General features: G+C 70.8%; 19 protein-coding genes. 9 read left to right on the top strand and 10 right to left on the bottom strand.

Annotated elements, in window-relative coordinates; translation table 11 throughout:
• Positions 1-447: 447 nt before the first annotated feature.
• The 5 genes from ABEA24_RS40735 to ABEA24_RS40715 all read right to left on the bottom strand — a co-directional run bounded on the left by ABEA24_RS40735 (position 448) and on the right by ABEA24_RS40715 (position 7,492).
• A complete protein-coding gene (locus ABEA24_RS40735) occupies positions 448-1,890 on the bottom strand; it encodes a serine hydrolase (protein ID WP_345438703.1) in 1,443 nt (480 codons plus the stop codon).
• A gap of 225 nt (positions 1,891-2,115) precedes the next feature.
• Positions 2,116-2,925: a hypothetical protein gene (locus ABEA24_RS40730; protein WP_345438701.1), complete on the bottom strand. Its 810-nt coding sequence runs from the start codon at positions 2,923-2,925 to the stop codon at positions 2,116-2,118.
• Positions 2,926-2,927: 2 nt separating this feature from the next.
• Positions 2,928-4,217: a VWA domain-containing protein gene (locus ABEA24_RS40725; protein WP_345439123.1), complete on the bottom strand. Its 1,290-nt coding sequence runs from the start codon at positions 4,215-4,217 to the stop codon at positions 2,928-2,930.
• A gap of 144 nt (positions 4,218-4,361) precedes the next feature.
• Positions 4,362-6,389, bottom strand: a complete 2,028-nt coding sequence (locus tag ABEA24_RS40720) for a protein kinase domain-containing protein (protein ID WP_345438699.1) — start codon at positions 6,387-6,389, stop codon at positions 4,362-4,364.
• 131 nt (positions 6,390-6,520) lie between these two features.
• Positions 6,521-7,492: a DUF5954 family protein gene (locus tag ABEA24_RS40715; RefSeq protein ID WP_345438697.1), complete on the bottom strand. Its 972-nt coding sequence runs from the start codon at positions 7,490-7,492 to the stop codon at positions 6,521-6,523.
• 196 nt (positions 7,493-7,688) lie between these two features.
• Between ABEA24_RS40715 and ABEA24_RS40710 the strand changes: the two genes are divergently transcribed.
• The 4 genes from ABEA24_RS40710 to ABEA24_RS40695 all read left to right on the top strand — a co-directional run bounded on the left by ABEA24_RS40710 (position 7,689) and on the right by ABEA24_RS40695 (position 10,729).
• Positions 7,689-8,117, top strand: a complete 429-nt coding sequence (locus tag ABEA24_RS40710) for a protein-tyrosine phosphatase family protein (protein ID WP_345438695.1) — start codon at positions 7,689-7,691, stop codon at positions 8,115-8,117.
• Between the two features lie 109 nt (positions 8,118-8,226).
• A complete protein-coding gene (locus ABEA24_RS40705) occupies positions 8,227-9,168 on the top strand; it encodes a hypothetical protein (protein WP_345438693.1) in 942 nt (313 codons plus the stop codon).
• 222 nt (positions 9,169-9,390) lie between these two features.
• Positions 9,391-9,792 (top strand): hypothetical protein, encoded by a 402-nt coding sequence (locus tag ABEA24_RS40700; RefSeq protein WP_345438691.1) that lies wholly within the window; start codon positions 9,391-9,393, stop codon positions 9,790-9,792.
• A gap of 46 nt (positions 9,793-9,838) precedes the next feature.
• Positions 9,839-10,729 carry an SCO6745 family protein gene (locus tag ABEA24_RS40695; protein ID WP_345438689.1) on the top strand — a complete coding sequence of 297 codons (891 nt, stop codon included), beginning with the start codon at positions 9,839-9,841 and terminating at the stop codon, positions 10,727-10,729.
• Positions 10,730-10,758: 29 nt separating this feature from the next.
• Here ABEA24_RS40695 and ABEA24_RS40690 read toward each other — a convergent pair whose 3' ends face one another.
• Positions 10,759-12,135, bottom strand: coding sequence for a serine/threonine-protein kinase (locus ABEA24_RS40690; protein ID WP_345438687.1), 1,377 nt, complete (start codon positions 12,133-12,135; stop codon positions 10,759-10,761).
• Positions 12,136-12,469: 334 nt separating this feature from the next.
• Between ABEA24_RS40690 and ABEA24_RS40685 the strand changes: the two genes are divergently transcribed.
• From ABEA24_RS40685 to ABEA24_RS40670, 4 genes are all read left to right on the top strand, one after another.
• Positions 12,470-13,072, top strand: a complete 603-nt coding sequence (locus ABEA24_RS40685) for an RNA polymerase sigma factor (RefSeq protein ID WP_345438685.1) — start codon at positions 12,470-12,472, stop codon at positions 13,070-13,072.
• A gap of 2 nt (positions 13,073-13,074) precedes the next feature.
• Positions 13,075-14,067, top strand: a complete 993-nt coding sequence (locus ABEA24_RS40680) for a CU044_5270 family protein (protein ID WP_345438683.1) — start codon at positions 13,075-13,077, stop codon at positions 14,065-14,067.
• A gap of 460 nt (positions 14,068-14,527) precedes the next feature.
• Positions 14,528-14,980, top strand: coding sequence for a hypothetical protein (locus ABEA24_RS40675; RefSeq protein WP_345438681.1), 453 nt, complete (start codon positions 14,528-14,530; stop codon positions 14,978-14,980).
• 9 nt (positions 14,981-14,989) lie between these two features.
• Positions 14,990-15,469: a hypothetical protein gene (locus ABEA24_RS40670; RefSeq protein WP_345438679.1), complete on the top strand. Its 480-nt coding sequence runs from the start codon at positions 14,990-14,992 to the stop codon at positions 15,467-15,469.
• A 147-nt stretch (positions 15,470-15,616) separates the two neighbouring features.
• Here the strand turns inward: ABEA24_RS40670 and ABEA24_RS40665 are convergent, their stop codons facing one another.
• From ABEA24_RS40665 to ABEA24_RS40655, 3 genes are all read right to left on the bottom strand, one after another.
• Positions 15,617-16,873 carry an MFS transporter gene (locus tag ABEA24_RS40665; RefSeq protein ID WP_345438676.1) on the bottom strand — a complete coding sequence of 419 codons (1,257 nt, stop codon included), beginning with the start codon at positions 16,871-16,873 and terminating at the stop codon, positions 15,617-15,619.
• 6 nt (positions 16,874-16,879) lie between these two features.
• The gene (locus ABEA24_RS40660) at positions 16,880-17,347 is read right to left on the bottom strand and encodes an iron chaperone (RefSeq protein ID WP_345438674.1); all 468 of its coding nucleotides are present in this window, start codon (positions 17,345-17,347) and stop codon (positions 16,880-16,882) included.
• Positions 17,348-17,503: 156 nt separating this feature from the next.
• Positions 17,504-17,959, bottom strand: coding sequence for a carboxymuconolactone decarboxylase family protein (locus tag ABEA24_RS40655; RefSeq protein ID WP_345438672.1), 456 nt, complete (start codon positions 17,957-17,959; stop codon positions 17,504-17,506).
• A 181-nt stretch (positions 17,960-18,140) separates the two neighbouring features.
• On the opposite strand from ABEA24_RS40655, the gene ABEA24_RS40650 reads away from it, so the two are divergent.
• Positions 18,141-20,624 carry a tetratricopeptide repeat protein gene (locus ABEA24_RS40650; protein ID WP_345438670.1) on the top strand — a complete coding sequence of 828 codons (2,484 nt, stop codon included), beginning with the start codon at positions 18,141-18,143 and terminating at the stop codon, positions 20,622-20,624.
• Between the two features lie 75 nt (positions 20,625-20,699).
• Here ABEA24_RS40650 and ABEA24_RS40645 read toward each other — a convergent pair whose 3' ends face one another.
• The gene (locus tag ABEA24_RS40645) at positions 20,700-21,323 is read right to left on the bottom strand and encodes a DUF6199 family natural product biosynthesis protein (protein WP_486303934.1); all 624 of its coding nucleotides are present in this window, start codon (positions 21,321-21,323) and stop codon (positions 20,700-20,702) included.
• Positions 21,324-21,457: the final 134 nt, after the last annotated feature.

Below are 21,457 nucleotides of genomic sequence, written 5' to 3'. Positions count from 1 at the left end.
TTTCTTCCTCTTCTCAGAGCACGAGAAAAGGGAGCCGGCAGGCCACGCCCGCCGACTCCCTCACCCCCCGTTAACGCTGGTCAGTGCTTGGGCGGCGGCACCGGAAGCGGCTTGCCGTGCTTCTTGTGGTGCTTGCGCGGCGGCTTCGGAGCCGGCTTCTTCTTGGGGGGCAGCGGCACGATCTTGCGGAAGCTCATTTTCGAGTCCTTTCTTTCTCCGTCGCCGTTCGGCGCTTACGAGAAAGACATTAGGGGTCCCGATTGAGAGCTCCCGAAGACGCACATGAGAGCCGATTAAGATCCGACTGAGACGCGTTCTGAGACCGGACGGCGACACCCGCGCCCTCGACGAGGAGCCGGAGTGGCGAGTACGGGGCAAGGACGAGGGCCGCCGTGCGATCGCACGGCGGCCCTCGTCATGCCGCTCGGGAGCGGTCAGCCTCGCGTACTACCGACCGTGCTTGGCGGCCTCGTACTTGTCGATGGCCAGGCCGAGCTGGGCGTACTTCTCGGTGTAGGCCACCGGGTGCGCGCCCGGCGCCGTCGGCGGGCGATTCGGGTCGACGTACTGGTTCCCCAGGTTGGAGAAGATCGCGACGATGTAGTTGCGGCCGTTCTTCCCGGGCAGGTTCCGGACGATTCCGGCGTCGCCGCCGGAGTTGGAGACCAGGCCGGTCTTGTGGGCGAAGGTCACCTCGGCCTTGGCGTTGCAGGGCCGCACGTCGTGCGCGTAGGCGTCGCCGTCGACCGTGACCGTGCCGTCGGCGGCGATCCACCGCTGCGGGGTGACCTGCGGGATGCCGGGGGCCGGGTAGTCCGCGCCGCACCAGTCCGTGGTGGACAGCACGTCGTTGAAGCCCTGGTCGCCGAGCTCCTTCTTGAAGAACTCCCGCGAGGACTTGCTCAGGACGTCCCGGGTGACGGCCTTGCCGTTCGGAGCCGTCCAGACCTTGCCGGGGGCGCCGTTGATCAGCGTGAGCAGCTTGGCGGTGTCGAGGGAGCTCATCGTGACCGGGTTGCTCCAGTGCCCGCCGTTGGCCGGGTTGGTCCCCTTGACCTGCATCGTCTCCAGGCCCAGGTCCTGGAACGTCTGGTTCAGGTCGTCGACGGCGTTGTGGTCCCACAGCATCTTCAGCAGCGCGCACGAGGCCGGGTTGGAGGACCACGTCAGCGAGTCGTCGACGTACTGGCGGATGGTGTTGCTGGTGGCCCCGCCGCACAGGCTGCTGGTGGCCGTCGGCTGGTAGCTGTAGGTGTCGTCGAGCTTGATGACGCCCTTGTCGACGAGCCGCAGCACCCCGAAGTTGATCATCAGCTTCAGGACCGAGGCCGGGTAGGGCAGCATGAAGTCGGTCGAGGCGTTCTCCCGGCCCGGGACGATGTCGATCGTGCCCTGAGCGTGGTTGGTGTACCAGCCCGAGTCGTCCCACTGCCGCCAGCGCACATCGCTGGTGTGGAAGTTCTTGTCCACCGACACGACCTTGCCGTGCGGGTACTGCGGGCTCATCAGCACGGTGCCCGACGACACGGGCCGGTTGTGCTTGTCCAGTTCGATGACGGTGGCATCGATCTGCGGCTGCTGGGAGATCGGCTGGGCGTCCGCGGCGGCGGCCAGCAGACGCGCGCGCTGCTTCGGCGTCTGCGCGTCCTTGTCGACCGAGTTGGCCTTGAGCGTACGGGCCTGCGCACTCGTCGTGACCGGAGCCGTGTCGAGGACCTCCTGGAACTTCAGGCCGTCCATCGTCTGCTGCAACGTGGTCGCGATCGACTTGGCGGAGGTGTCGGCGCTCGTTGACTTGGCCGACTGAGCCGGCGAGCAGGCCGATCCCATCAGCGCGCCGACGGCGACGAAACCGACAAGGCTCCGCCCCCATATCCGAGATGTTGGCATGATCGTTACGGTAACGAAGAGATCGTTTAGTTATGACCGAAACACGGATTTCGACGATCCTGTTACAACGCCCGGACGAACTGGCCGTGTGACCGCCGAGCGGACCGTACGACCCGCGTTACTGCGCCCAGGCGAGCAGGCCGTACGACCGCCGAGCGGGCCGTACGGCCGTGTTGCAGCAGCCGGGCGAGCGGGTCGTACGGCCGCGCCCGCCCGGACGGCGAATCAGGAGAACCAGCGCCGGGGGTGGCGGGTCAGGCTGTAGCCGGCGACGCCCATGGCCGCGGCGAGCACGCCGCCGCCGATCGTCCACCACCACCGGGTCGACGGCCAGGAGAACCAACTCTTGGCGCGCTGTATCGGCTTCGGCGCCGAGCTGACGGCCGACGGCTCCACCGAGGGCGCGGCCTCCGGGGCGGTGGTGGCGCCCGGGTTGACCGCGGGAGCCAGCGGTGCCTTCAGGTGCGCGCCGGACGGCTCGGCGTTCCCGTTCTTCGCGCTGATCCGCAGCCGTACGTCGACCGGCAGGCCGGCGCCCTGATCCGGCAGGCCGACCGCCGACAGCCGAACGTAATAGGTGCCCGGCAGCGGGTCGCTGGACCAGGGCTCGGCCCAGGAGCGGATCTGCCGCAGCGTGCAGTGCAGTTCGGCCTTGGCCGTGCCCGGCTGCGCGGCGACGGTCTGCGGTCCCTCGGTGCAGGCCTGACGGCGGCGCAGACCGTCGAAGACGTCGACGGTCCAGGTCGCCGCGCCGGCGCGGGACGTCTCGGACGGCAGCGTAAGGGTCACGGCGACCTGGTCGGTCTGACCCGCCGCCGCGGCGAACTGCCAGTACAGGTAGTCGCCGGTCGACGCCGACAGCCGCGCGGTCTGCCCGGGCCGTACGGTGGTGGCGGTGAGGAACGAGGTCCCGGCGGTGCCGATCGTCCGGCGGGGTTTGGGCGACGCCTTGCCACCGGCGAAGGCGGGCCCGGCGGTGGCCAGCGCGAGAGCGGCGGTCGCGACCGGAAGGCCCAGGAGCGGCGTTACGCGCACGGTCAGTTCTCCTTCCAGATGGCGATCCGCCAGCGGGCGAGCCAGCCGAGGATCAGTCCGGCGACGAGGCCGGCGGCGGCGAGCACGACGAGCAGGAGCCAGCCGCGGCCGAGGTCCGGGCCGCTCGGCGCGGGCGAGGAGGGCACCACGTCGACGGTGAGTTCCAGCGGCATGCCGGGGGCCGTGCGCACGCCGGGTGGTGCGGAGAAGGAGTTGCTCACCACGAGGCAGACGGTGCCCGCCGGGGACGCGCTCGCGGAGGGCGACGCGGAAGCCTCCTGGCCGGACGGTTCGCCGGAGCGCTGGTCGGACCAGCGCAGGCCGGTGGACAGGACGTCGGTACGGCCGCTGCCCGCGTCCGTACCGCGAACGAGCTCCTGGCCGTCCTGTGATGTCGCCCGCAGCAGTACCCCGTAGTCGGGGTTCAGCCTGCGGTCGAGCCCGACGCTCACCGAGGCGCGCAGCTCCTGTCCGGAGGACACGGGCACCCGGTAGACGCGGTGCTCGCCGAACTGCTCGCGGTCGGTGTAGACGCCGGGCGACAGCACCGGGGCGTTGGCGCACTGCGCGCCCCCGGCCACCTGCCGGGGCGTCTTCTGATACGTGCTGCCGGCGCGGCGGACCAGCTGGTTGAGGCGGCTGGTGAGCTGCTGCTGGTGCTGGACGGTGGTGTACGTTCCGCCGGTCGCGTTGGCGATGCAGGTCAGCTGCTGCTGGACCTTCTGATTGGGGTTGAGGCCGAGCGTGTCGATGACGAGGTGGATGCCCTGCGCGGCGAGCTCGCGGGCGACGTCGCACGGGTCGGGCGGCGCGCAGGTGTCCTCGCCGTCGGTGATGAGGACGATCCGCCGAGTCGTCTCGCCGGCGCCCAGATCCTTGGCCGCCGCCCGCAGCGCCAGCCCGATCGGGGTCCAGCCGGTGGGACGCAGCGTCGCGATCGCGGCCTTCGCCTCGGTCTTGTTCATGGGGCCGACCGGGCTGATCTGCTCGGTGTCCCTGCAGCCGACGGTCTTGGAGCTGCCGGGGTAGCGGTAGCGGGACCCGAGGACCCGGATTCCCAGCTGCGTCTCGCCCGGCAGCGCGTCCACCACTTCGTCGAAGGACTGCTGCGCCGCCGAGATCCGGCTTCGGCCGTCGATGTCCTTGGCACGCATCGAGCCGCTGACGTCCAGGACGAGCTCGACCTTGGGCGGCTCGGTGGCGGTGGCCTTCGCGGCGGAGGCGGGTGGAACGCCGAACATCGTCAGGGCGGCCAGCAGGCACAACAGGCCGGCCGCGAACCGTCGTCTCATGATCACCCGAGGATCCTAATGATCACGAACCGGCATACTAAATCAGGCGGAAGACGGATCAGACGCGCTCGACGGCCCTGCGGATCACCGGTCGGATCCGCGCTGGTGACGCGAGTCCGCGACGCCGGAGATCGGCCTGGGTGGTCACCCGAGGCTCCAGACGGACACCGAGCCGTCCTCGTACCCGGCGACCGCGACGGGCCTGCCGTCGAGCATCGTGGTCGCCAGCGACGTGACGGCGGAATCGCCGGTGAACGGGCCGCCGACCGGTTTCCCGGTGGCGAGGTCCCACAGGCGTACGGTGTGGTCCGTGCCGCCGGCGATGATCACTTGCCGGCCGCCCAGGGAGGCGACGGCGACCGCGTGGGCGGCCATTCGGATCGCGGCGCCGATCCGATCGCCGGTCGCCAGATCCGAAACCTGAATCGTCGAATCGTCACCGGCGGAGACGACGACCTTGCGTGCGCCGATGGCACCGATCGCCACGGAGTAGACGTATTCGCTGTCATGGGCGCTGTGTCCGGTGAAGGTGGCGCCGACCTGGCGCCCCGACTTCTGTTCGTACACCCGCACGGCCGATCCGTAACCGCCGTCGACGACGACCTGCCGGCCGTCCTCCAGCCTGGCGAACGCCAGCGAGATCACCTCCGCGTGGGTGTCCAGCTGCGGGGTGACGGTCCTGCCGGTGGCCGGATCCCAGGTCTGTACGGTCGTGTCGAAACTGCCGGAGACGACGACCGGCCGACCGTCCACCGTGCCGAACGCCACCGACGTCACGCCGTTCGTGTGACCGGAGAAGGCCTTTCCCGTCTCGGAGCCGGTCGCGAGGTCCCACATCCGCAGGTAGTCGTTGCCCTCGCCGCTCAGTTGGATACCGGCGACGACGACCTGCCGGCCGTCGACGGCGCCGACCGCGACCGACTGCACGCTCAGCGCTCCACGGGCGGTCAACGAGCGGCCGAGCGCACCGGTCGCGAGATCGGCCACCTTCACGGTGTCGTCACCGCAACCGGCCACGATCGCCGGATGGCCGTTCACGGTCGTGACCGCCATCGAGGTGACACCGGCCGGCCGGGGGCGACACGCCTGGAGACGGCGGATCGCGGTGCCCGGAGAGGGCGGATGGGTCGCCGGAGGCGAGGACGCGCCGTGACGGGCGACCGGAGGCAAGGACGTGCCGTGGCGGACCGCCGGGCGCTCGTCACGGCGGTCATGCGCGAGCAAGCGCGGCACGGCGAACCCGAGCGCTACCACGGCGACCAGCGCGGTCGCCCCCACCGCGAGCAGACCACGGCGGACGCCACGCGTGCCACCGGGCGCCGGCCCGGCACTCCGTCCACGGTCCGGCCGGCGGGTGGTCGCGTCCGTCTCGGTCGCCTGCGGTACCGGCATGGCGCCGCTCTGGATGGCGTCCTCGATCGCCCGGCCGATCCCGGCCGTCAGCGACTCCGACGCGGGCCGCGGCGGTGCTTCGGGAGCCTGTTCGGCCGTGGTGGAGACCGTCGCCTCGCCTGCCGCGACGCGTTCGAGCACCGCACGGATGTACTCCGATCCAGGGCGCTGCGAAGGGTCCTTGTCGAGCAGCGCGGAGAACAACGCGGCGAGGTCGGTGCCCGCTCTTCTCGGCGGCGGTGGCGACTCGGTCAGCACGGCGGCGATGCCGGCCTCGTACCTGTCGCGTTCGAACGCGGCCGTGCCTTCGGACGCGTAGTACAGCGTGGCGCCGAGTGCCCACCAGTCGGTCGCGGCGTCCCCGCGGTCTCCCCGGACCTGTTCCGGCGCCATGTACGCGGGTGAGCCGAACAGCGCTCCGGTACGCGCCGGGGCCCGGCCGCCGGCCATCCGCGCGAGGTCGAAGTCGGCGAGCTCGATCCGGTCACCCGGCAACAGCATGACGTTCGCCGGTTTCAGGTCACCATGCACGATGCCGGTTCGATGAGCCTCGTCCAGGACCTCGAGCAGCGCGAGCCCGATCGCGGCGACCCTGACCGGCGGCAACGGGCCATCCCTGTCGACGGACTCCGCGAGGGTCGACGCCGAGACGAACTCCATGATGATCAAGGTAGCGCCACGCCTGGAGATCACAGGGTGATTCGTGACGGCGGGATGCTCTTGCGTCAGACCGCGGTGAACTCGACACCGGTCGCCCTCGTGGGCGACCGGGCACGGCACGGACAGAACGTCCGCAGGGCCTGGGACGGCTCAGGCCTGCGACGGCGCACTGTAAGCAGGTGAGCCGCGACGCCGCGTAAGCCAGTGAGTCGCGTACGCCGGTGCGCCGGTGCGTCGACGGGCGAGGATGCTCAGGACCGTGACTGGGTCCCGTGCATGCCGTACCGCTCCTGGTCGGACGGGCGCGGCCCCTCGGGGCCGTCGCGGCCGACGCGGAGCATCCGCGAGACGCGGACGATGCGGAACCTGCGGTCCAGCACGGCGAACTCCGGCCCGCTCATCTCCTCGATCCGCTCCGCGGCGTCCTCCCACTCGGCGATCTCCTCGGGGTCGGCGGGATCCCCCTGGAATTCCAGGAGCCGGGGCAGCAACTCGCTGAAATACCTCGCCAGATGGGTGCGAGCCTGGTCGGGACCGTCCGCGCCGGTGAGAGGGTCCCAGGTGTCCCCCTTGATCTCGACGACGGTGAAGGTGGGCGGAAGGACGACCACACCGGGATGGGTGCGGATCGCGTGGCGGGCCTCGAGCTCGACCGTCTCGGGCACCGTGCCGGGGATGGGCAGGTGCCCGACGAGGTTCAACCGCAGCTGCGCCTCCCACTGCCCCGCCGGCGCCCGCGGGTCGATGAGGTGGTCCTCCAGGAAACGAGCCTCGTCCGGAGGGTCGGTGTCGGTCGGCCTCGGCGGCTCCATCACCCGGCGTCCGATGAGGGTGAACTTCTCGATCCGGATCACTCGATAGCGACGGTCCCCGATCTCCCACTCGTCCTTGGGGAGCTGCGCGCCGTCCTCCGGGTCGAGCCGACCGGCCACCGCGCGCATCGCACCGGCGATCTCGGGGTCCTTCTCCCGCTCCTTCGCCTCGATGCGCAGGCCGGCGGCGAGGCTGTAGCGGGCGCCCTCTGGATCCATCGCCCCGACGCAGCCGATGCGCCATTCGGTGCCCCGCTGCACGGCGTACCCGAAGTCGGGCGCTCCGGCGGGGAGAAGCTTGGGGTACATCCGGATGCGGTCCCCGAGGTCGCTGTCCCGCATCGCGGCGACCGGGTCGAGGTCGGCGACCACATTGATGTGGTCGAACCCCGGCATTAAGGGAAAGGACATGCCCCCATCCTTACCGCAGATTCCCGAGCCCGCATCGATTTCGGTGAATCAACGGGAAAGCAGGGTCATCATCGCAGCTCACACTGCCACTAGCCCGAAAATAGCACCTTCCAGAGAAACAACTGATTCGCGCGATATATCCAGTTAATGCCCGATAAGCGACACCGGTCAAAGAGCCGAACGCTATTCTCATTTCATGATCACCATGTGGGAGCCCACCGTCGTGGGAGTGCTCCGGCTGCCGTCGGGCCGGCTCGTCCGCGGCCGGGGACTCCGCCGCCCGCTCCCGGACGGACCGCCGCCCATGTACGGGCTCTACCTCCTGGGCCACGAACCGCCGCCCGTTCCGTGGGAGGCGCGCTGGCTGCGCTGGCCGGACTTCCGGCTGCCGTCCGACCGCGCCGACGCCGCCGACGCGCTCCGCGAGGCCTGGACGCGCGCCGAGACCGAGCGCGTCGAGATCGCCTGCGGCGGCGGGTACGGACGGACCGGGACCGCGCTCGCCTGCCTCGCCGTGCTGGACGGGGTGCCGGGCCCGGAGGCGGTCACCTACGTCCGGGAGCACTACGCGAAGCGCGCCGTCGAGACGCCCTGGCAACGCCGCTACGTCACCCGCTTCGAGTGACGGACTCCGCACCGACCACTCATCGGACGCATGACGTTCGACCGGCATTCACTACGGAACGGTGCGATCTGGGCACAAAGCAAATGCAAGATCGTCTACGATCCCGCCCGTGATCAAGAGCAAACTGATCGTTTCGACCGCCGCGTTCGGCGCCCTCGTGGCCACCGCCCTCCCCGCGCAGGCCGCGCAGAAGCTGGAATGGCAGCGCGTCGGCACCGACATCACCGGCGGCGTGAGCGGCATGGCCCTCGTCGCGGGCGCGCCCGTCGGCCGCGGCCGGGCGGATGTCGTCATCGTGCGCGACAACAAGGCGGACGGACAGAACCGGATCTCCACCGTACGGCTCAGGCCCGGCAAGGCCCCCGTGGTCACCCCGCTGACCTGGAAGGGCACCCTACCCAAGGACGTGGAGGCGATCGACGCCGTCCCGGGCCGCAAGAACCACTACATCGCACTGGCCAGCGAGGGCACGGCGTACCACGTCGCCATCGCCGGCGGCACGGCCACGGTCCAGGGCGCGCCCGTCGCCCTCCCGGACCGCAAGAGCGGCGACAACTATGAGAGCTTCGCGCTGTACCGCAACTCCGTCGGCAAGCTCTTCGCCGTGTGGGCGACCCGCGGCAAGAACGCGGAGAAGGCCGTCGTCCGCACTGCCACGGCGAAGGTCGGCAAGACGAGCCTCAGCATCGGCAAGACCGCCGACACGGACAAGTTCGCCGTGCCGTTCCCGAGCGCGAACGAGGTACGGCACGTCAGCGACCTGAAGGTGCTGAGCGACGGCACCGTCCTGGTGTCGTCGGCGCAGGACCCGAACGACGACAACGGCCCCTTCAGCTCGGCCGTCTACAACGCCGGCAAGCTGACCATCAAGGGAGGGCGCACGCCCGTACTCCACCTGAAGAAGACGGCGAGCCTGAAGCCGCTGCGCAAGTTCACCAAGAAGGACGACCGGAAGGTCGAAGGCATCGTCGCGCTGCCCGGCGGGCAGGCGATCTGGGGCACCGACGACGAGAACCTCGGCGGATCGGTGACCTTCGACAAGCTCCACTGACGGCCTCGGGCGTGTCCCGGTAGACGGGGTCCGGCCGCATCCGCCCGGCGCGGGGCGGTCCCGGCCGGGCCCCGGTCAACCGGCGCCCTGAGCGGAGCCGAGGTCGACCGGCTCGTCGAACTGAACGGCCCCGTCCTTCTGTCCCCCTTGAGATCGACCCGTCGGCCGTCGCGGGCGACGGCCACCGGCGGATGATCGATCGCGCCGCTACCATGCCGGGAAATGGACATCTTCGCCGAGGTCAAGCGCCTTGATCTGCCGCTCGGTCAGTATGTGGTGTTCGGCAGCGGCCCGCTGATGGCGCACGGCATCCGCGATACGGCCGATGTCGACCTGTTCGTCACGCCGAGCCTGTACCGGACACTCAAGGCCGATGGCTGGGCGGAGAAGGAACTCGCCGGGCCGAACGGTGGGCTGTACCTGGTCCGCGGTGTCTACGAGGCATACGACACCTGGCCCTGTGGGGACTACGACCCGACGCCCGAAGCGATCATCGCGGCAGCCGACTTCATCCAGGGCGTGCCCTTCGCACCGCTGGCCGAAGTGCTGAAATGGAAGCGGGCGTTCGGCCGGCCGAAGGACGTGGCCGATGTCGAGTTGATCGAGCACCACCTGCAGGCGTGAACCGCAAGAGATCACACTACGCACCGCCGTACGCGAGGATGTGATCATGGCGCCCGACACCTATTACCTGCAGGCCGCCCGCAGGATGTGGCAGCAGTTCGAGCCGGTTCACGCACTGGTCTACTACGCGCCCGAGGTATTCGAGGAGTTCGCGGCCCTCGGGTACGACGTGGCGACCCGATGGCCGACCTACTTCCCGCTGCGGGCGGCGCCCCTGGGCGCGCCCGGTCCGGAACGGGTGTCATCGGCGTTCTACAGCTTCAGCCCGCAGATGGTCGCCGAGCACGTCGCCCCCGCGTGGACCGTCGCGAGCTCCGACCAGGTGCTGGCCGCCAGGCTGCGCGGGGTCGACCGGCTCTTCCGCCGGCTGATGGGCGACCAGATCGGTACGGCCGAGTTCGCGGAGACCGCCCGGCTGGTGCGCAGGGTCGCCGAGGCCGCCGACACCGCCGGCCGGCCCTTGGCGGCCGGCAACGCCGACCTTCCCTGGCCCGACGAGCCGCACCTCGAGCTGTGGCAGGCGATCACCATCATCCGCGAGCAGCGCGGTGACGGTCATGTCGCCGCGCTGCTCACGGGCGGCCTGGACCCGTGCGAGTCCCTGGTCTCGTTCGCCGCCATCGGTGCCGCCCCGGTCGAGACGTTCGGCAGCCGCCAGTGGACCCCGGAGCAGTGGGAGGCGGCCGCGGACCGGCTGCGGTCGCGCGGCTGGATCGACGCCGACGGCAAGGCCACCGACCTCGGCCTCGAGGGCCGCGACCAGGTCGAGCGGCTCACCGACCGGCTCGCCGCCGGGGCCTGGACGGCACTGAGCGAGACCGAGATCGACCGGCTCGTCGAACTGAACAACCCCATCCTCACCGCCGCGCTCCTGTCCGGCCTCCTCCCCGGGACCAACACGCTCGGCGTCGCCACCGTCCAGCCCCCCAAATGGTGATCATTCGCTGAACGGCCGGCGCGGCGGCGCTAACCGGATTCGGTCGTTGTCGGAGAGGGCGTAGGCGATGGCGTCGATGCCGGCGATGACGGAGCCGCCGGGGAGGACCCATGCGGCGGAGCCGGCGATCCAGGAGTGGATGAGCCGCCGTGGCCACCCGGTACCCCTGGCCTGCCCGCGTGCCCGGTACGCGGACGCCGGACCCGGCCTGGCACTGGCGAGCCGGGCCCGGCGTGCGCGCCGTCCACAGACCCAGAATGCGACGCACCCGGCCGAAACGACCGCGGCCTCAGCACGGCCGGTACGGGGGAAATCTCCCGGCTCTGCGGCGTGGCGGTACGGTCGGGATCTGGCGGCGTGTCCCGCCCCGCATCGCGGCCTCCGACAGTGATGGCGGCGGCGAGCACAGTGACGAGCACTACGGGTACGGACACCATGGCCAGTGTCCTCATCCGCCGCGAACGTCTGGCGCCACCGGTGGTGAGCTCGGCATCGGGCGTCGGGCCGGGGTTCGTGGCGGCTGCGGGCCGCGCCGCACGGCGAGCAGCGACGCCGCCGGAGGCTCCGTTCGCCGGACCGGGGACAGGGAGCATCGCGGTGCCGGGCTCTGGTGGACGCGCTGTAATGGCGCGGTCGACCGAGCCCAGTCGAGAGACGAGATCGCCGGCGGTGGGGCGGTCGGCGGGGTCCTTGACGAGCGCGGCCTCGACCAGGCTGCGGAGGGGCTCGTCCAATCCGTTGAGCAAGGCCGCCGGCGATATGGCCTGTCGCCCGAATTCATCAGCGTCGGTCCCGGCGAACGGGCTACGGCCGGTCGTGGCATAGCCGATCAGGCAGCCCCAGCCGAAAATGTCGGAAGCGGGACCTCCAAGACCGCCGGTAACGCGCTCCGGTGCCGCCCATTCCGCGCTGTCCGCCGTCGCCTCGATCTCGGCGGACCTGTCTGAGGCGGAACGTTCCTGGGCGATACTGAAGTCGATCAGCCGAGGGCCGTCGGCCGCCAGCAAAACATGGCCGGGCTTGAGATCACAGTGGGCCAGCCCCGCCTGATGGATGGCGGCGAGTGCCCGGGCGACCGCAACCGCCAGCGCCCTTACCTGCGCGGGCTCCAATAGGCCGACGTCCTCGACGAAATCCTTCAGTGAAGGTCCCTCAACGTACTCGGTGATGAGGTAGGGCCGAGTCTGGTCGGTACCATCGACCAGCACCTGGACCGTGTAGGAGGACGGAAGACGCCGGGCACAGGCCACCTCCTTCCGGAGACTGTGCCGTACCTGAGCCTGCCCGGCGTTCTGGGCCTGTACGGTCTTGACGGCCACGAGACTTCCGCAGCCATCACGTGCCAGGTAGACGACGCCTGTCCCGCCTGATGCCAGTCTGCCGGCCAGTCGGTGGCCTCCGATCACAGCCGGATCATCGGGCTCCAGCGGTTGCACACCCGGGGGCAGGAGTGCGCGCCTGAGAGCCTCCGGCGTTATGTCCACGAGAGCGCCTTCCCGTCGATGACGGACATATGGGCACTAGATAGTGCCAACCCAGCGGAGTCAAATGCAAGCAAAAAGTCACAATCAAGAAAAACCCACTCGGGTGCTCGGAGGGCGCTCGTACGGTGATCCGGACCACGCGGAGACCATGACGGGCGGGCCGGATCCCGTGGCATGAACCCGGGCCGCGCCGTCGGCCAAGGAGAGGTGACCCACCCGGTGCCCGCAACGGGCCCAGACGAAGGGACACCTCTCTATGGCCGCAGCGCCACCACGCTCGGAGGCCGCGTCCTCGACCGACGTCGATGACGCGCGCCTCATCGAGCGGTCGAGGAGCGACCCCGAGCTCTTCGCAGCGATCTTCGATCGTCATGCCGGCCGGCTGCGCGGATACGTCGCGCGCCGCCTCGGCCCCGACGCCGCCGACGACGTCGTCGCCGACACGTTTCTCATCGCCTTCCGCCGCCGGGCACGCTACGACCTCTCCCGTACGGACGCGGCGCCGTGGCTGTACGGCATCGCGACCAACCTGATCGGCGAGCGGCGCCGGGCCGAGGTACGGATGTACCGCGCGTACGCCCGGTCCGGAGCCGACCCGCTCACCGCCGAGGGCCACGCCCAGCGGGTGGCCGACGCCGTCTCCGCCGAGGCGGAAAGCCCACGCCTGGCCGCCGCGCTCGCGTCGCTGAAGAAACGCGACCGCGACGCGCTGCTCCTCTTCACCTGGGGCGACCTCTCGTACGAGGAGGTCGCCCGCGCGCTCGACGTACCGATCGGCACGGTGCGCTCGCGCCTCAACCGCGCCCGGCGGAAGCTGCGCGCGGCCCTCGGTACCCCGATGACGACGAGTGAGGACTGACCATGAGTGAACTGAACACACTGCGCCGGATGCGGGCATCGCTGGCCGAGCCCGAGCCGATGCGGCTCGCCGCGGTCCGGTCGCGGGTGACCACGCGGTTCGACGAGCGCGGCCCGCGCGTCCGGCTCCCACGCACGGGCGTCCGGATCGTGGCCGTCGGCGCCCTGGCCGTCACGATCGCCGCCGGGGTCACCGTCGCGCAGAACCTCGGGGGCGTCGACGAGAACGGCCACCGCCGTACCGGTATCCCGGGCCTGCCCGCCGGCCCCGTCGCCTCCGCCGCCGAGCTGGCCCATCGGGCCACGGTCAAGGCGGCGAGCGAACCCACCTGGAATCCGCGCCCGGACCAGTGGACCTACGTCAAGGAGATGCTCGCGACCTCCTCCGCCGGCACCGCCGGGTCCCTTGCCGGGCGACCCGACCGGCGCATCACCGCCGAACGCTGGATCCGGGTGGACGGTATGCAACGGGCGGCCAGGGAGAACGGCGGACGGCTCGAATCCAGGCCGACCACGCCGATGGATCGCTCGGCCGTACCGCGCACCGACTACACCTACCTCCGGTCGCTGCCCACCGACCCGAAGGCACTATTGGCCCTCGTCTACAAGGAGTCCGCGTCCTTCCCGCTGAGCCGGGACACCGCAGCGTTCACCGTGATCCAGGATCTGATAAGGAACAGCGTCCTGCCGCCGAAGCTACGTGCGGCACTGTACGGCGCGCTGGCCGCGATCCCGGGCGTGCACTTCGCCAAGGACGTGACCGACGTGGCCGGACGCCACGGCGTGGCCCTCTACCGGATCGACGAGGGCTACCTGCGCACCGACGTCATCATCGACCCGACCACGTACGCCTACCTCGGGCACCGCGCCATCGCCGTGAAGGACCACACGTCGACGGGCGGCGACGGCACGGCGCACTTCGCGAAGGGCCAGATCCTCGGCTGGTCCGCCCAGCTGGCCACCGCGATCGTCGACCGGCAGGGAGCCCACCGATGAGAATCAGACGCTGATCCACGCGTACGGGATAACACGCTGACGGAGGAGAGAGGCCCCGCCCCGGTGCCCGTACGGCCCGGGGCGGGGCCCTCTGGCGTAGGCGTGTCAGCAGGATATGGTCCGGCCAGATCTCTTTTATGGGGCGTATGGCACGTTGGGCCGATGGTTTTCTCGGTACGGTCAGAAACATCTTGATCACGATTGGTCTACCGTCAGTACGCCGAATTCCGACGGATCCGGCGGCACCATTCCCGGCTCTCGATCAGCGGATGCCGGAGGAAACCATTGCTGCCTTTCGCGAGAAGCAGAGATGAGCGAGAGATTCGAAAGACCTGAAACAGCAGGGGTTCCAGCGAGCGCAGGAGCCTATTCCGGTGCCGCCACCGGTCCCGAGGACGTCGGCCGACTCGCCGCACAGAGGGGATTCGGCCGCCTGATCGACGTTCGTCGGGAGATCTCGATGACCGGCGCGCTGGTCATGGGCATTGGAACCGCGGTCGGATCGGGAGTCGCGATGTGGCTGCTCTCGCTGATCCCCGGCGCCACGTCGATGTTCTCGTGGGTCCACTCGGTGGCGCGGATCTTCGCCCTCGTGTTCTTCTTCGCGATGGTCTGGGGCATCGTTATGGCGGTGCGCGGGCTGTTGGTCGGGTCGCGGGCCTGTTTTCTGTTCGAGGGTGGGCTCATCGCCAAGCGCAGGACCGGGCCGGTCGCGGTCGCGTGGCCGGAGATCACCGCGCTGAAGACCGTCTACCGGCGGAACCAGGGCAACGAAGGAAAAGTCGCCGGCTATCGGGTCGAGACGCCAAACGGCACGGCGTTCGCCGTTCCGCTCGTCCTGGTCGACGGACGGGACGCCTTCATTGACCGGATCGTCGGCCACGTACGCGCCCTCGGGCGCCCCATCGAATGAGCAGACGAGATGACAGAGCAACAGCCCGGCGCCGTGCCGCCCTCACCGGACCCTTCATCGCCCCAGCCCGCGGCCCCGTACCAGGGTCCCCCGCCACAGGGCGGCGGCTACCAGGCGCCGTATCAGAATCCCCCGAATCAGGGGCCGTCTTTCCAGAACCCGCCGGACCAGGGTGTTCCCTACCAGGCTCCGCCCCAGAACCCGCCCTACCAGGCTCCGTACCAGAACCCGCCCTACCAGGCGCCGAGCCAGGGCGCGCCGTATCAAGGGGTCAGCGACGGGCAGCGCAGGATCTGGGAGACCAAAGGCAAGCGCGGCATCGGCTTCGGCGTGGCGTGGCTGCTGGCCGGGCTGCTCATCACCGCGATCACGTACTCGAACGCGTCCGGATCCAGCGGCGGGGTCTACATCGTCGCCTGGGGGCCGATGGCGTACGGGGTCTACCGCATCATCGCCGGAGCCCTCATGCTCAACAAGAGCAAACAGTAGCGTCCCGGCCGAGACCGGGTGCCGTCTGACGGCCTCGGCGCGGCGTCAACAGGCGGCCGGCGGACCGAAGAGCTCATCACGGCCGAGCAGTCGATCCGTCGGCCGCCACGCGACGCCCATGCCGCCGCGCCGCAGAGGCGGCTCACATCACGGACGTTCCGCCGCCCGCGTCAGCACGCTCCAGGCGGCCAGCGGGGCCAGCAGCAGGGTCAGGAGGCCGGAGAGGACCAGGCTGGTGTGGACGCCCGTCAGGGCGATCAGCGGGCCGCCCGCGAGCAGGCCGAGCGGGGCGGCGACCGTCGAGCCCGTCGTCCAGAGGGTGACCACCGGCTGCTGCTCGGCGGGGCGGAGGCCCGACTGCAGGAAGCTGTACGCGACGGGGGTGAACGGGGCCCAGATCAGGCCGCCCAGGCCGAAGGCGACCATGGCCGCGGTCTGATTCCCGACGCCGGCCAGCGCGATCGGGCACAGCGCCCACAGCGCGATGATCGCGATGAGCAGCGGGCGCTGCGGGAGGTCGCGGAGCCGGTCGACCAGGCCGGCGCCCGCGAGCGCCCCGACGCCCAGCGCGGTCCAGAGCAGACCCAGGCCGGACGCGCCGGTGTGCAGCGTCCCCCGTACGTACAGCGGCAGGGCCACCTCGATCGGCATGTAGAGGAAGTTGAAGAAGAAGACGACCACGAGGAGGCGCCCTGCCACCGGCCGCCGCCGCAGGATCCGCCACCCCGACTCGCGCTCCGGACCTGTTCCGTCCTCCGCGTGGACGGCCGGCGTCCGCGGCACGCAGCGCAGCAGCGACGCCAGCAGGATCAGCGCCCCGCACGCGTCGGCGAACAGCGCCCAACCGGCACCCGCCCACGCCACCAGGAGCCCGCCGGCCACCGGCCCGATGACGAGCTGCGCGAAGTTGCCGCCCAGCCCGAGGAGACCGTTGACGGCGAACCGGTCCGCGTCACCCACCATCGAGGTGGCCAGGAGCCGGCGGCTGCTGGAGCCCGCCATCCGGCAGGTGCTGCCCAGCAGCAGCCCGCCGACCAGCACGGGCAGCGTGAGCCGGCCCGCCACCGCCAGCACGCCCAGGCCGGTGAGCGTGACGGCGCGCAGCACACAGTCCGCGAACAGCAGCCGCCGCGGCGGCACGGAGAACCGCCCCAGGCTGATGGCCAGGGCGAGCACCGTGGACAGCAGGAACGGCGCGGCCTCCACCATCCCGATCGCGAGCGCCGCGTCCACGGTCCCGTGAACGGCCAGCGTCTGCACGGGCATCGCGACGATCAGCATTCCCGTGCCGGCGTTCGCCAGCAGGTCACCCAGCAGCAGGCCGGCCATCCGCCGGTTGCGCAGCAGGACGTCGCGGTACGAGCTGTTCGCCGCGGCGGCCGCGGTGTCGGCTGCGGTGGACACGTGGCCTCAGCTCGCCGCTTGCTTCACGAGTTCGCCGATCCTCGCCTCGGTGTCGGCGGTCAGCTCGGTCAGGGCGAAGGCGGTCGGCCACATGGTGCCGTCGTCGAGGTTCGCCACATCGTTGAAGCCTAGGGTCGGGTACCTCGACTTGAACTTCTGCGCGCTCTGGAAGAAGCAGAGCACCTTGCCGTCCTTGGCGTACGCGGGCATCCCGTACCAGAGCTTGGGCGAGAGGGCCGGGGCGGCGGCCCTGATGATCTCGTGCAGCCGCTCGGCGATGACACGGTCTGCTTCCGTCATCTCGGCGATCTTCGCGAGCACGTCCTGCTCGCCGTCCGCCTTGGCCTTGCCCGGGCTGCGGCGCGCGGCCGTCTTCAGCTCCTTGGCGTGCTCTTTCATCGCGGCTCGTTCTTCATCGGTGAACCCGTTGAACTTCTCGTCGGCCGCAGTGGGGCTCTTGGCGGTCTGGTTCATGGTTGGAATCTCCTTGTCGGTGAGTCTCGGTGGGGACGGCCGCCTTGGAAAGGCGACCGTCGTGGCGGCGGCTTCTCCGGCTTCGCTTAGAATCTCGCGGCGATGAGGCTGAGAGATTCCGGCCCCGGGCGGCGGGTCATGCGGGACCGGCACCCCTCATCCCCAGGCGCCGGCGATCTGCCGGGTCGTGGCGTTGAGCCGGTTGAACAGGTTGGTGACGCCGATCATCAGGACGATCGCGGCCAGCTGCTTCTCGTCGTAGTAGGTGGCAGCCGTGTCCCAGACCTCGTCGCTCACCGCGTCGGGACGGTCGGCCAGCCGCGTCGCGGCCTCGGCCAGCGCGAGCGCCGCCCGCTCCTCCTCGCTGAAGTACGGGGTCTCCCTCCATGCGGCGACCGTGGCAAGCCGCTCGTCGCTCACTCCGGCCTTCCGGGCCGTCTTGGCGCCGGCGTCGACGCAGGCGCTGCAGCCGTTGATCTGGCTGACCCGCAGGTGCACCAGCTCCAGCGTCTGCCCGTCCACGCCGCCGGAGTGCACGGCCTTGAAGATCTCCTGGATGGGCTGCATCGCGCCGGACAGGACGAAGGCGGGGTTCTGCATACGGGACTGCATCTCGGATCTCTCCCTCTTTCGGGCCGGTGCCCCGTTCCCCCGGGGCGTGACTCCATCACAGCCGGGCGGGCTCGCCCTGACGATGGCGATGGGACACCGTGGGACAGCTGAAACGGCCTTGACCAGCGGCGACTCGACCGGGAAAGATTCCGCCGAAGCGGGACAGGGAGGCAGGGGAACGGTGGTCGCACAACAGGGGACGGCGAAGGCCGTCCCGCAGGACGAGCTGGCCGCCCGCCTGCGCCTGCTCCAGGAGCTGTCCGGGCGCGGCGTACGGGCCCTCGCGCGGGACACGGGCCTCAGCTCGTCGTCGCTGTCGCGCTACCTCGGCGGCCAGACGGTGCCGCCCTGGACGGCGGTGATCGCGCTCTGCCGCCTCGTCAAGCGCGACCCCCGCCCGCTGCGCCCCCTGTGGGAACGGGCCTCGGACCCCCTGCCGGCGCCTCCGAAGACCAGCCGCCAGGTCCAGCCCCCGTCGCCGCCCGCCGACGCCCCGCGCCCTCCCCGCAACGATCTGCCGCGCGACGTGCCCGACTTCACCGGGCGCGAGGCCCAGTTCGCCGCCGTACTCACCGCGGTGGACGACAGCCGGGTGGTCGCCGTGGACGGCATGGCGGGCGTCGGCAAGACCTGTCTGGCAGTGCACGCCGCGCACCGGCTCGCCGCCGACTATCCGGACGCCCAGCTCTATGTGGACCTGCACGGGTTCACCGAGGGGCGGCAACCGCTCGATCCCGACCGCGCGCTGCGGACGTTGCTCGCCGCGCTCGACACCCCCTCCGAGAAGATCCCGCAGGAGGGTGGCATCGAGCCGCTGGCCGCCTGCTGGCGCTCGGAACTGGCCCACCGGCGAGCCGTCGTGGTCCTCGACAACGCCGCCGACGCCGACCAGGTCCGCCCGCTGCTGCCCGGCGCAGGCCCCACCGTCGCCCTGATCACCAGCCGCAACCGGCTGCTGGGCCTGGACGAGGTGCCCCCGGTGTCGCTGGACGTGCTGACCCCGGAGGAGAGCGCCGAGCTGCTGGCCCGTGCCAGCGGCGACCCGGGCGGATCCGACAGCCGGTTGGGCCGCGACCCGGATTCCGCCGCCGAGGTGCTGCGGCTGTGCGGCCATCTGCCGCTGGCCCTGCGGCTGGCCGCAGCGCGGCTGCGGCACCGGCCGGGCTGGACCGTGGGCATCCTCGTCGAGCGGATGGCGGAAGGCGCCACCGAGTTCGACACGGCGTTCGCCATGTCCGTACGACAACTGGACCGGGCGCAGCGCCGCTTCTTCCGGTTGCTGGGCCTGCTGCCCGGCTCGACCTTCGACGAGTACGTGGCGGCGGCACTGGCGGACACACCGCTGCGCAGCGCCCGGGCGATGCTGGAGGACCTGCTCGACGCGCACCTCGTCCAGCAGCCGGCGGCCGGCCGCTACCGGTTGCACGACCTGGTGCACCAGCACGCGCGCCGGGCCGCCGCCGAGCAGGACTCACCGGCGGAGCTGGAGCAGGCGCTGGGCCGGGTGCTCGACTACTACGTGCACGCGGCGGCCGCCGCCGACGCCGCGATGTCGTACCTGTCCCCCATCCGGGAGGTCTCCGCGGGCCGGCCGCCGGCCGAGCTGCCGACGTTCACCCACAAGCACGCGGCACTCTTCTGGTTCGCCACGGAGTACACCAACCTGATGGCCGTCTTCGACGCGGCGGTCGCCGCCGGAGCCGACGTACACGTGTGCGAGCTGCCGCGTTTCATGCGGGCCTTCTTCGCGCGGCGCTGCGGCACGACGCACCTCAACGTCCTCTTCGAGAGGTCACTGGTCGCCGCGCAGCGCCTGGGCGATCCGCTGCAGCTGGCCGAGGCGCACAGCGACCTGGGCTTCGCCCGCTACAACGCGGGCCGGATGGCGGAGGCCGACGCCGCGTACGAGGCGGCGGCACCGCTGGTGTCCGACGTCGGGGACACCCTGTCGGAGGCCGAGCTGACCATGCGCCGCGGCTACCTCAGGTGGGACGAGGGGTACGTCGAGGAGCCGCTCGAACTCTTCCGGCTGGCCGGGAAGCTGTACGCGGACGCCGGCTGCCCGATGGGCACGGTCCACGCGACCGCGTGCGAGGCCTGGGCGATGCTGCAGCTTGGGCACCGCGAGGAGGCGGCGCGGCTGGCCCGCAGGGCACTGGACGTCCCGCACGCCGACCCCGCATGGCCGCCCGCGCTGACGGCCCGGATCACCCTCGGCGTGGCCATCGCCCATGAGGAACCCGACGAGGCCGCGGAGCACCTGCGGCGGGCGCTGGCGCTGGCGCGCGAGGACGGACACAAGCACAACGAGGCCTGGTGCCTCAACTGCCTGGGCGTCGCGCTGCGGCAGATGGGCCGGTACGAGGAGGCGCTGGCCAGCCATCGGCAGGCGTTCGCGCTGCTGGACGAGCTGTTCGAGGAACACTGGAAGATCCATTTCCTCAACGGCTACGCCGAGACCTGCCGGCTGGCGGGCCTCCCCGAGGAGGCCCTGCGGCTGCACCGGCAGGCGCTGGAGCTGGCCCCGAAGCTGGGCTACCGGTACGCGGAGGCACTCGCCCACGAAGGGATCGCGGCCGTACTCGACGAGACGGACCCGCCGGCCGCCGCCGAGCACCGCGCGGCAGGGCAGGCCATCCTGCAGGAGCTCAAACCGGGGACCTGAGCAACCGTGTGGTGACGCCGGGCCGCGCGGAGGTCGGCCTGCACCGGCGGGGACGCATGGACATCCGATCCAAGATCATGGGCAGGGGCCTGGGATCGACACGATGGGGTCGGCCGGGCCGGGTGCCTTGGTCGGTGCGTCGGGCGGCAGGTTCAGGCAGAAGGTCTTGCCGTCGGCCAGCGTCAGAGAGACGAAGTCAGGATCGGTGGGAAACGTCACCGTGGCACCGGGCTCGACGGAGGCGGCGACCTGCCCGGCGAGCGTGCGCGGTCTCCGGTCCTGTTTGAAGCTCAGCTGCAGGATCTTCTGCGTGATGTCGTTCGCCGTCGCCATGTCGCCGCCGCCGCTCGCCTGGGCCGGTACCGAGGCGGACGCCTGGGCCGCCTGGTCGGCTCGGTGCTGATCGGCGCTCTGGTGGTGAACGAAGGCCACCAGACCTCCGGTCAGCGCGAAGATCGCCAGTGCGCCGACCACCCAGCCCATCCGTTCGGCGGAATAGGCGGCATCGCTCGGCTCAACGGCATCCGGATCGCGGTAGCGCCAAGCGGTGAACGACCACCAGCGCTTTCTCGGGTCGATCAGGGCGACCAGCAGCATGGCGACCCCGAGGGTCACTCCTGCGGCTACCGGTATGCCGAGACCGACGTTCGCCCCCGGATAGCCACCGGGTGGGACATAAGCCGTGATCTGCTGCCGCATGGCGGGACACTACCCAGACGGCAGGCCGCGGCCGTCACCGGCTTGGTCGCCGCGTGGTCCACGACTGGTCCGACATTGGTTCGAAGCCTGGTGCCTGGTGTCCTGGCCGAGTCAGGCTCGTGCCCGCATCGCCC

The organism is Actinoallomurus vinaceus, from assembly GCF_039542055.1.
Classification (GTDB): Bacteria; Actinomycetota; Actinomycetes; order Streptosporangiales; family Streptosporangiaceae; genus Actinoallomurus; species Actinoallomurus vinaceus.
This window is presented reverse-complemented; position numbering and strand designations above follow the sequence as displayed.

Coding starts and splice junctions, on each gene's coding strand:
- ABEA24_RS40700 (WP_345438691.1), top strand. CDS start 9,391: ATGGACATCTTCGCCGAGGTCAAGCGCCTTGATCTGCCGCTCGGTCAG.
- ABEA24_RS40660 (WP_345438674.1), bottom strand. CDS start 17,347: ATGAACCAGACCGCCAAGAGCCCCACTGCGGCCGACGAGAAGTTCAAC.
- ABEA24_RS40695 (WP_345438689.1), top strand. CDS start 9,839: ATGGCGCCCGACACCTATTACCTGCAGGCCGCCCGCAGGATGTGGCAG.
- ABEA24_RS40680 (WP_345438683.1), top strand. CDS start 13,075: ATGAGTGAACTGAACACACTGCGCCGGATGCGGGCATCGCTGGCCGAG.
- ABEA24_RS40655 (WP_345438672.1), bottom strand. CDS start 17,959: ATGCAGTCCCGTATGCAGAACCCCGCCTTCGTCCTGTCCGGCGCGATG.
- ABEA24_RS40645 (WP_486303934.1), bottom strand. CDS start 21,323: ATGCGGCAGCAGATCACGGCTTATGTCCCACCCGGTGGCTATCCGGGG.
- ABEA24_RS40715 (WP_345438697.1), bottom strand. CDS start 7,492: ATGTCCTTTCCCTTAATGCCGGGGTTCGACCACATCAATGTGGTCGCC.
- ABEA24_RS40675 (WP_345438681.1), top strand. CDS start 14,528: ATGACCGGCGCGCTGGTCATGGGCATTGGAACCGCGGTCGGATCGGGA.
- ABEA24_RS40710 (WP_345438695.1), top strand. CDS start 7,689: ATGATCACCATGTGGGAGCCCACCGTCGTGGGAGTGCTCCGGCTGCCG.
- ABEA24_RS40670 (WP_345438679.1), top strand. CDS start 14,990: ATGACAGAGCAACAGCCCGGCGCCGTGCCGCCCTCACCGGACCCTTCA.
- ABEA24_RS40685 (WP_345438685.1), top strand. CDS start 12,470: ATGGCCGCAGCGCCACCACGCTCGGAGGCCGCGTCCTCGACCGACGTC.
- ABEA24_RS40735 (WP_345438703.1), bottom strand. CDS start 1,890: ATGCCAACATCTCGGATATGGGGGCGGAGCCTTGTCGGTTTCGTCGCC.
- ABEA24_RS40725 (WP_345439123.1), bottom strand. CDS start 4,217: ATGAGACGACGGTTCGCGGCCGGCCTGTTGTGCCTGCTGGCCGCCCTG.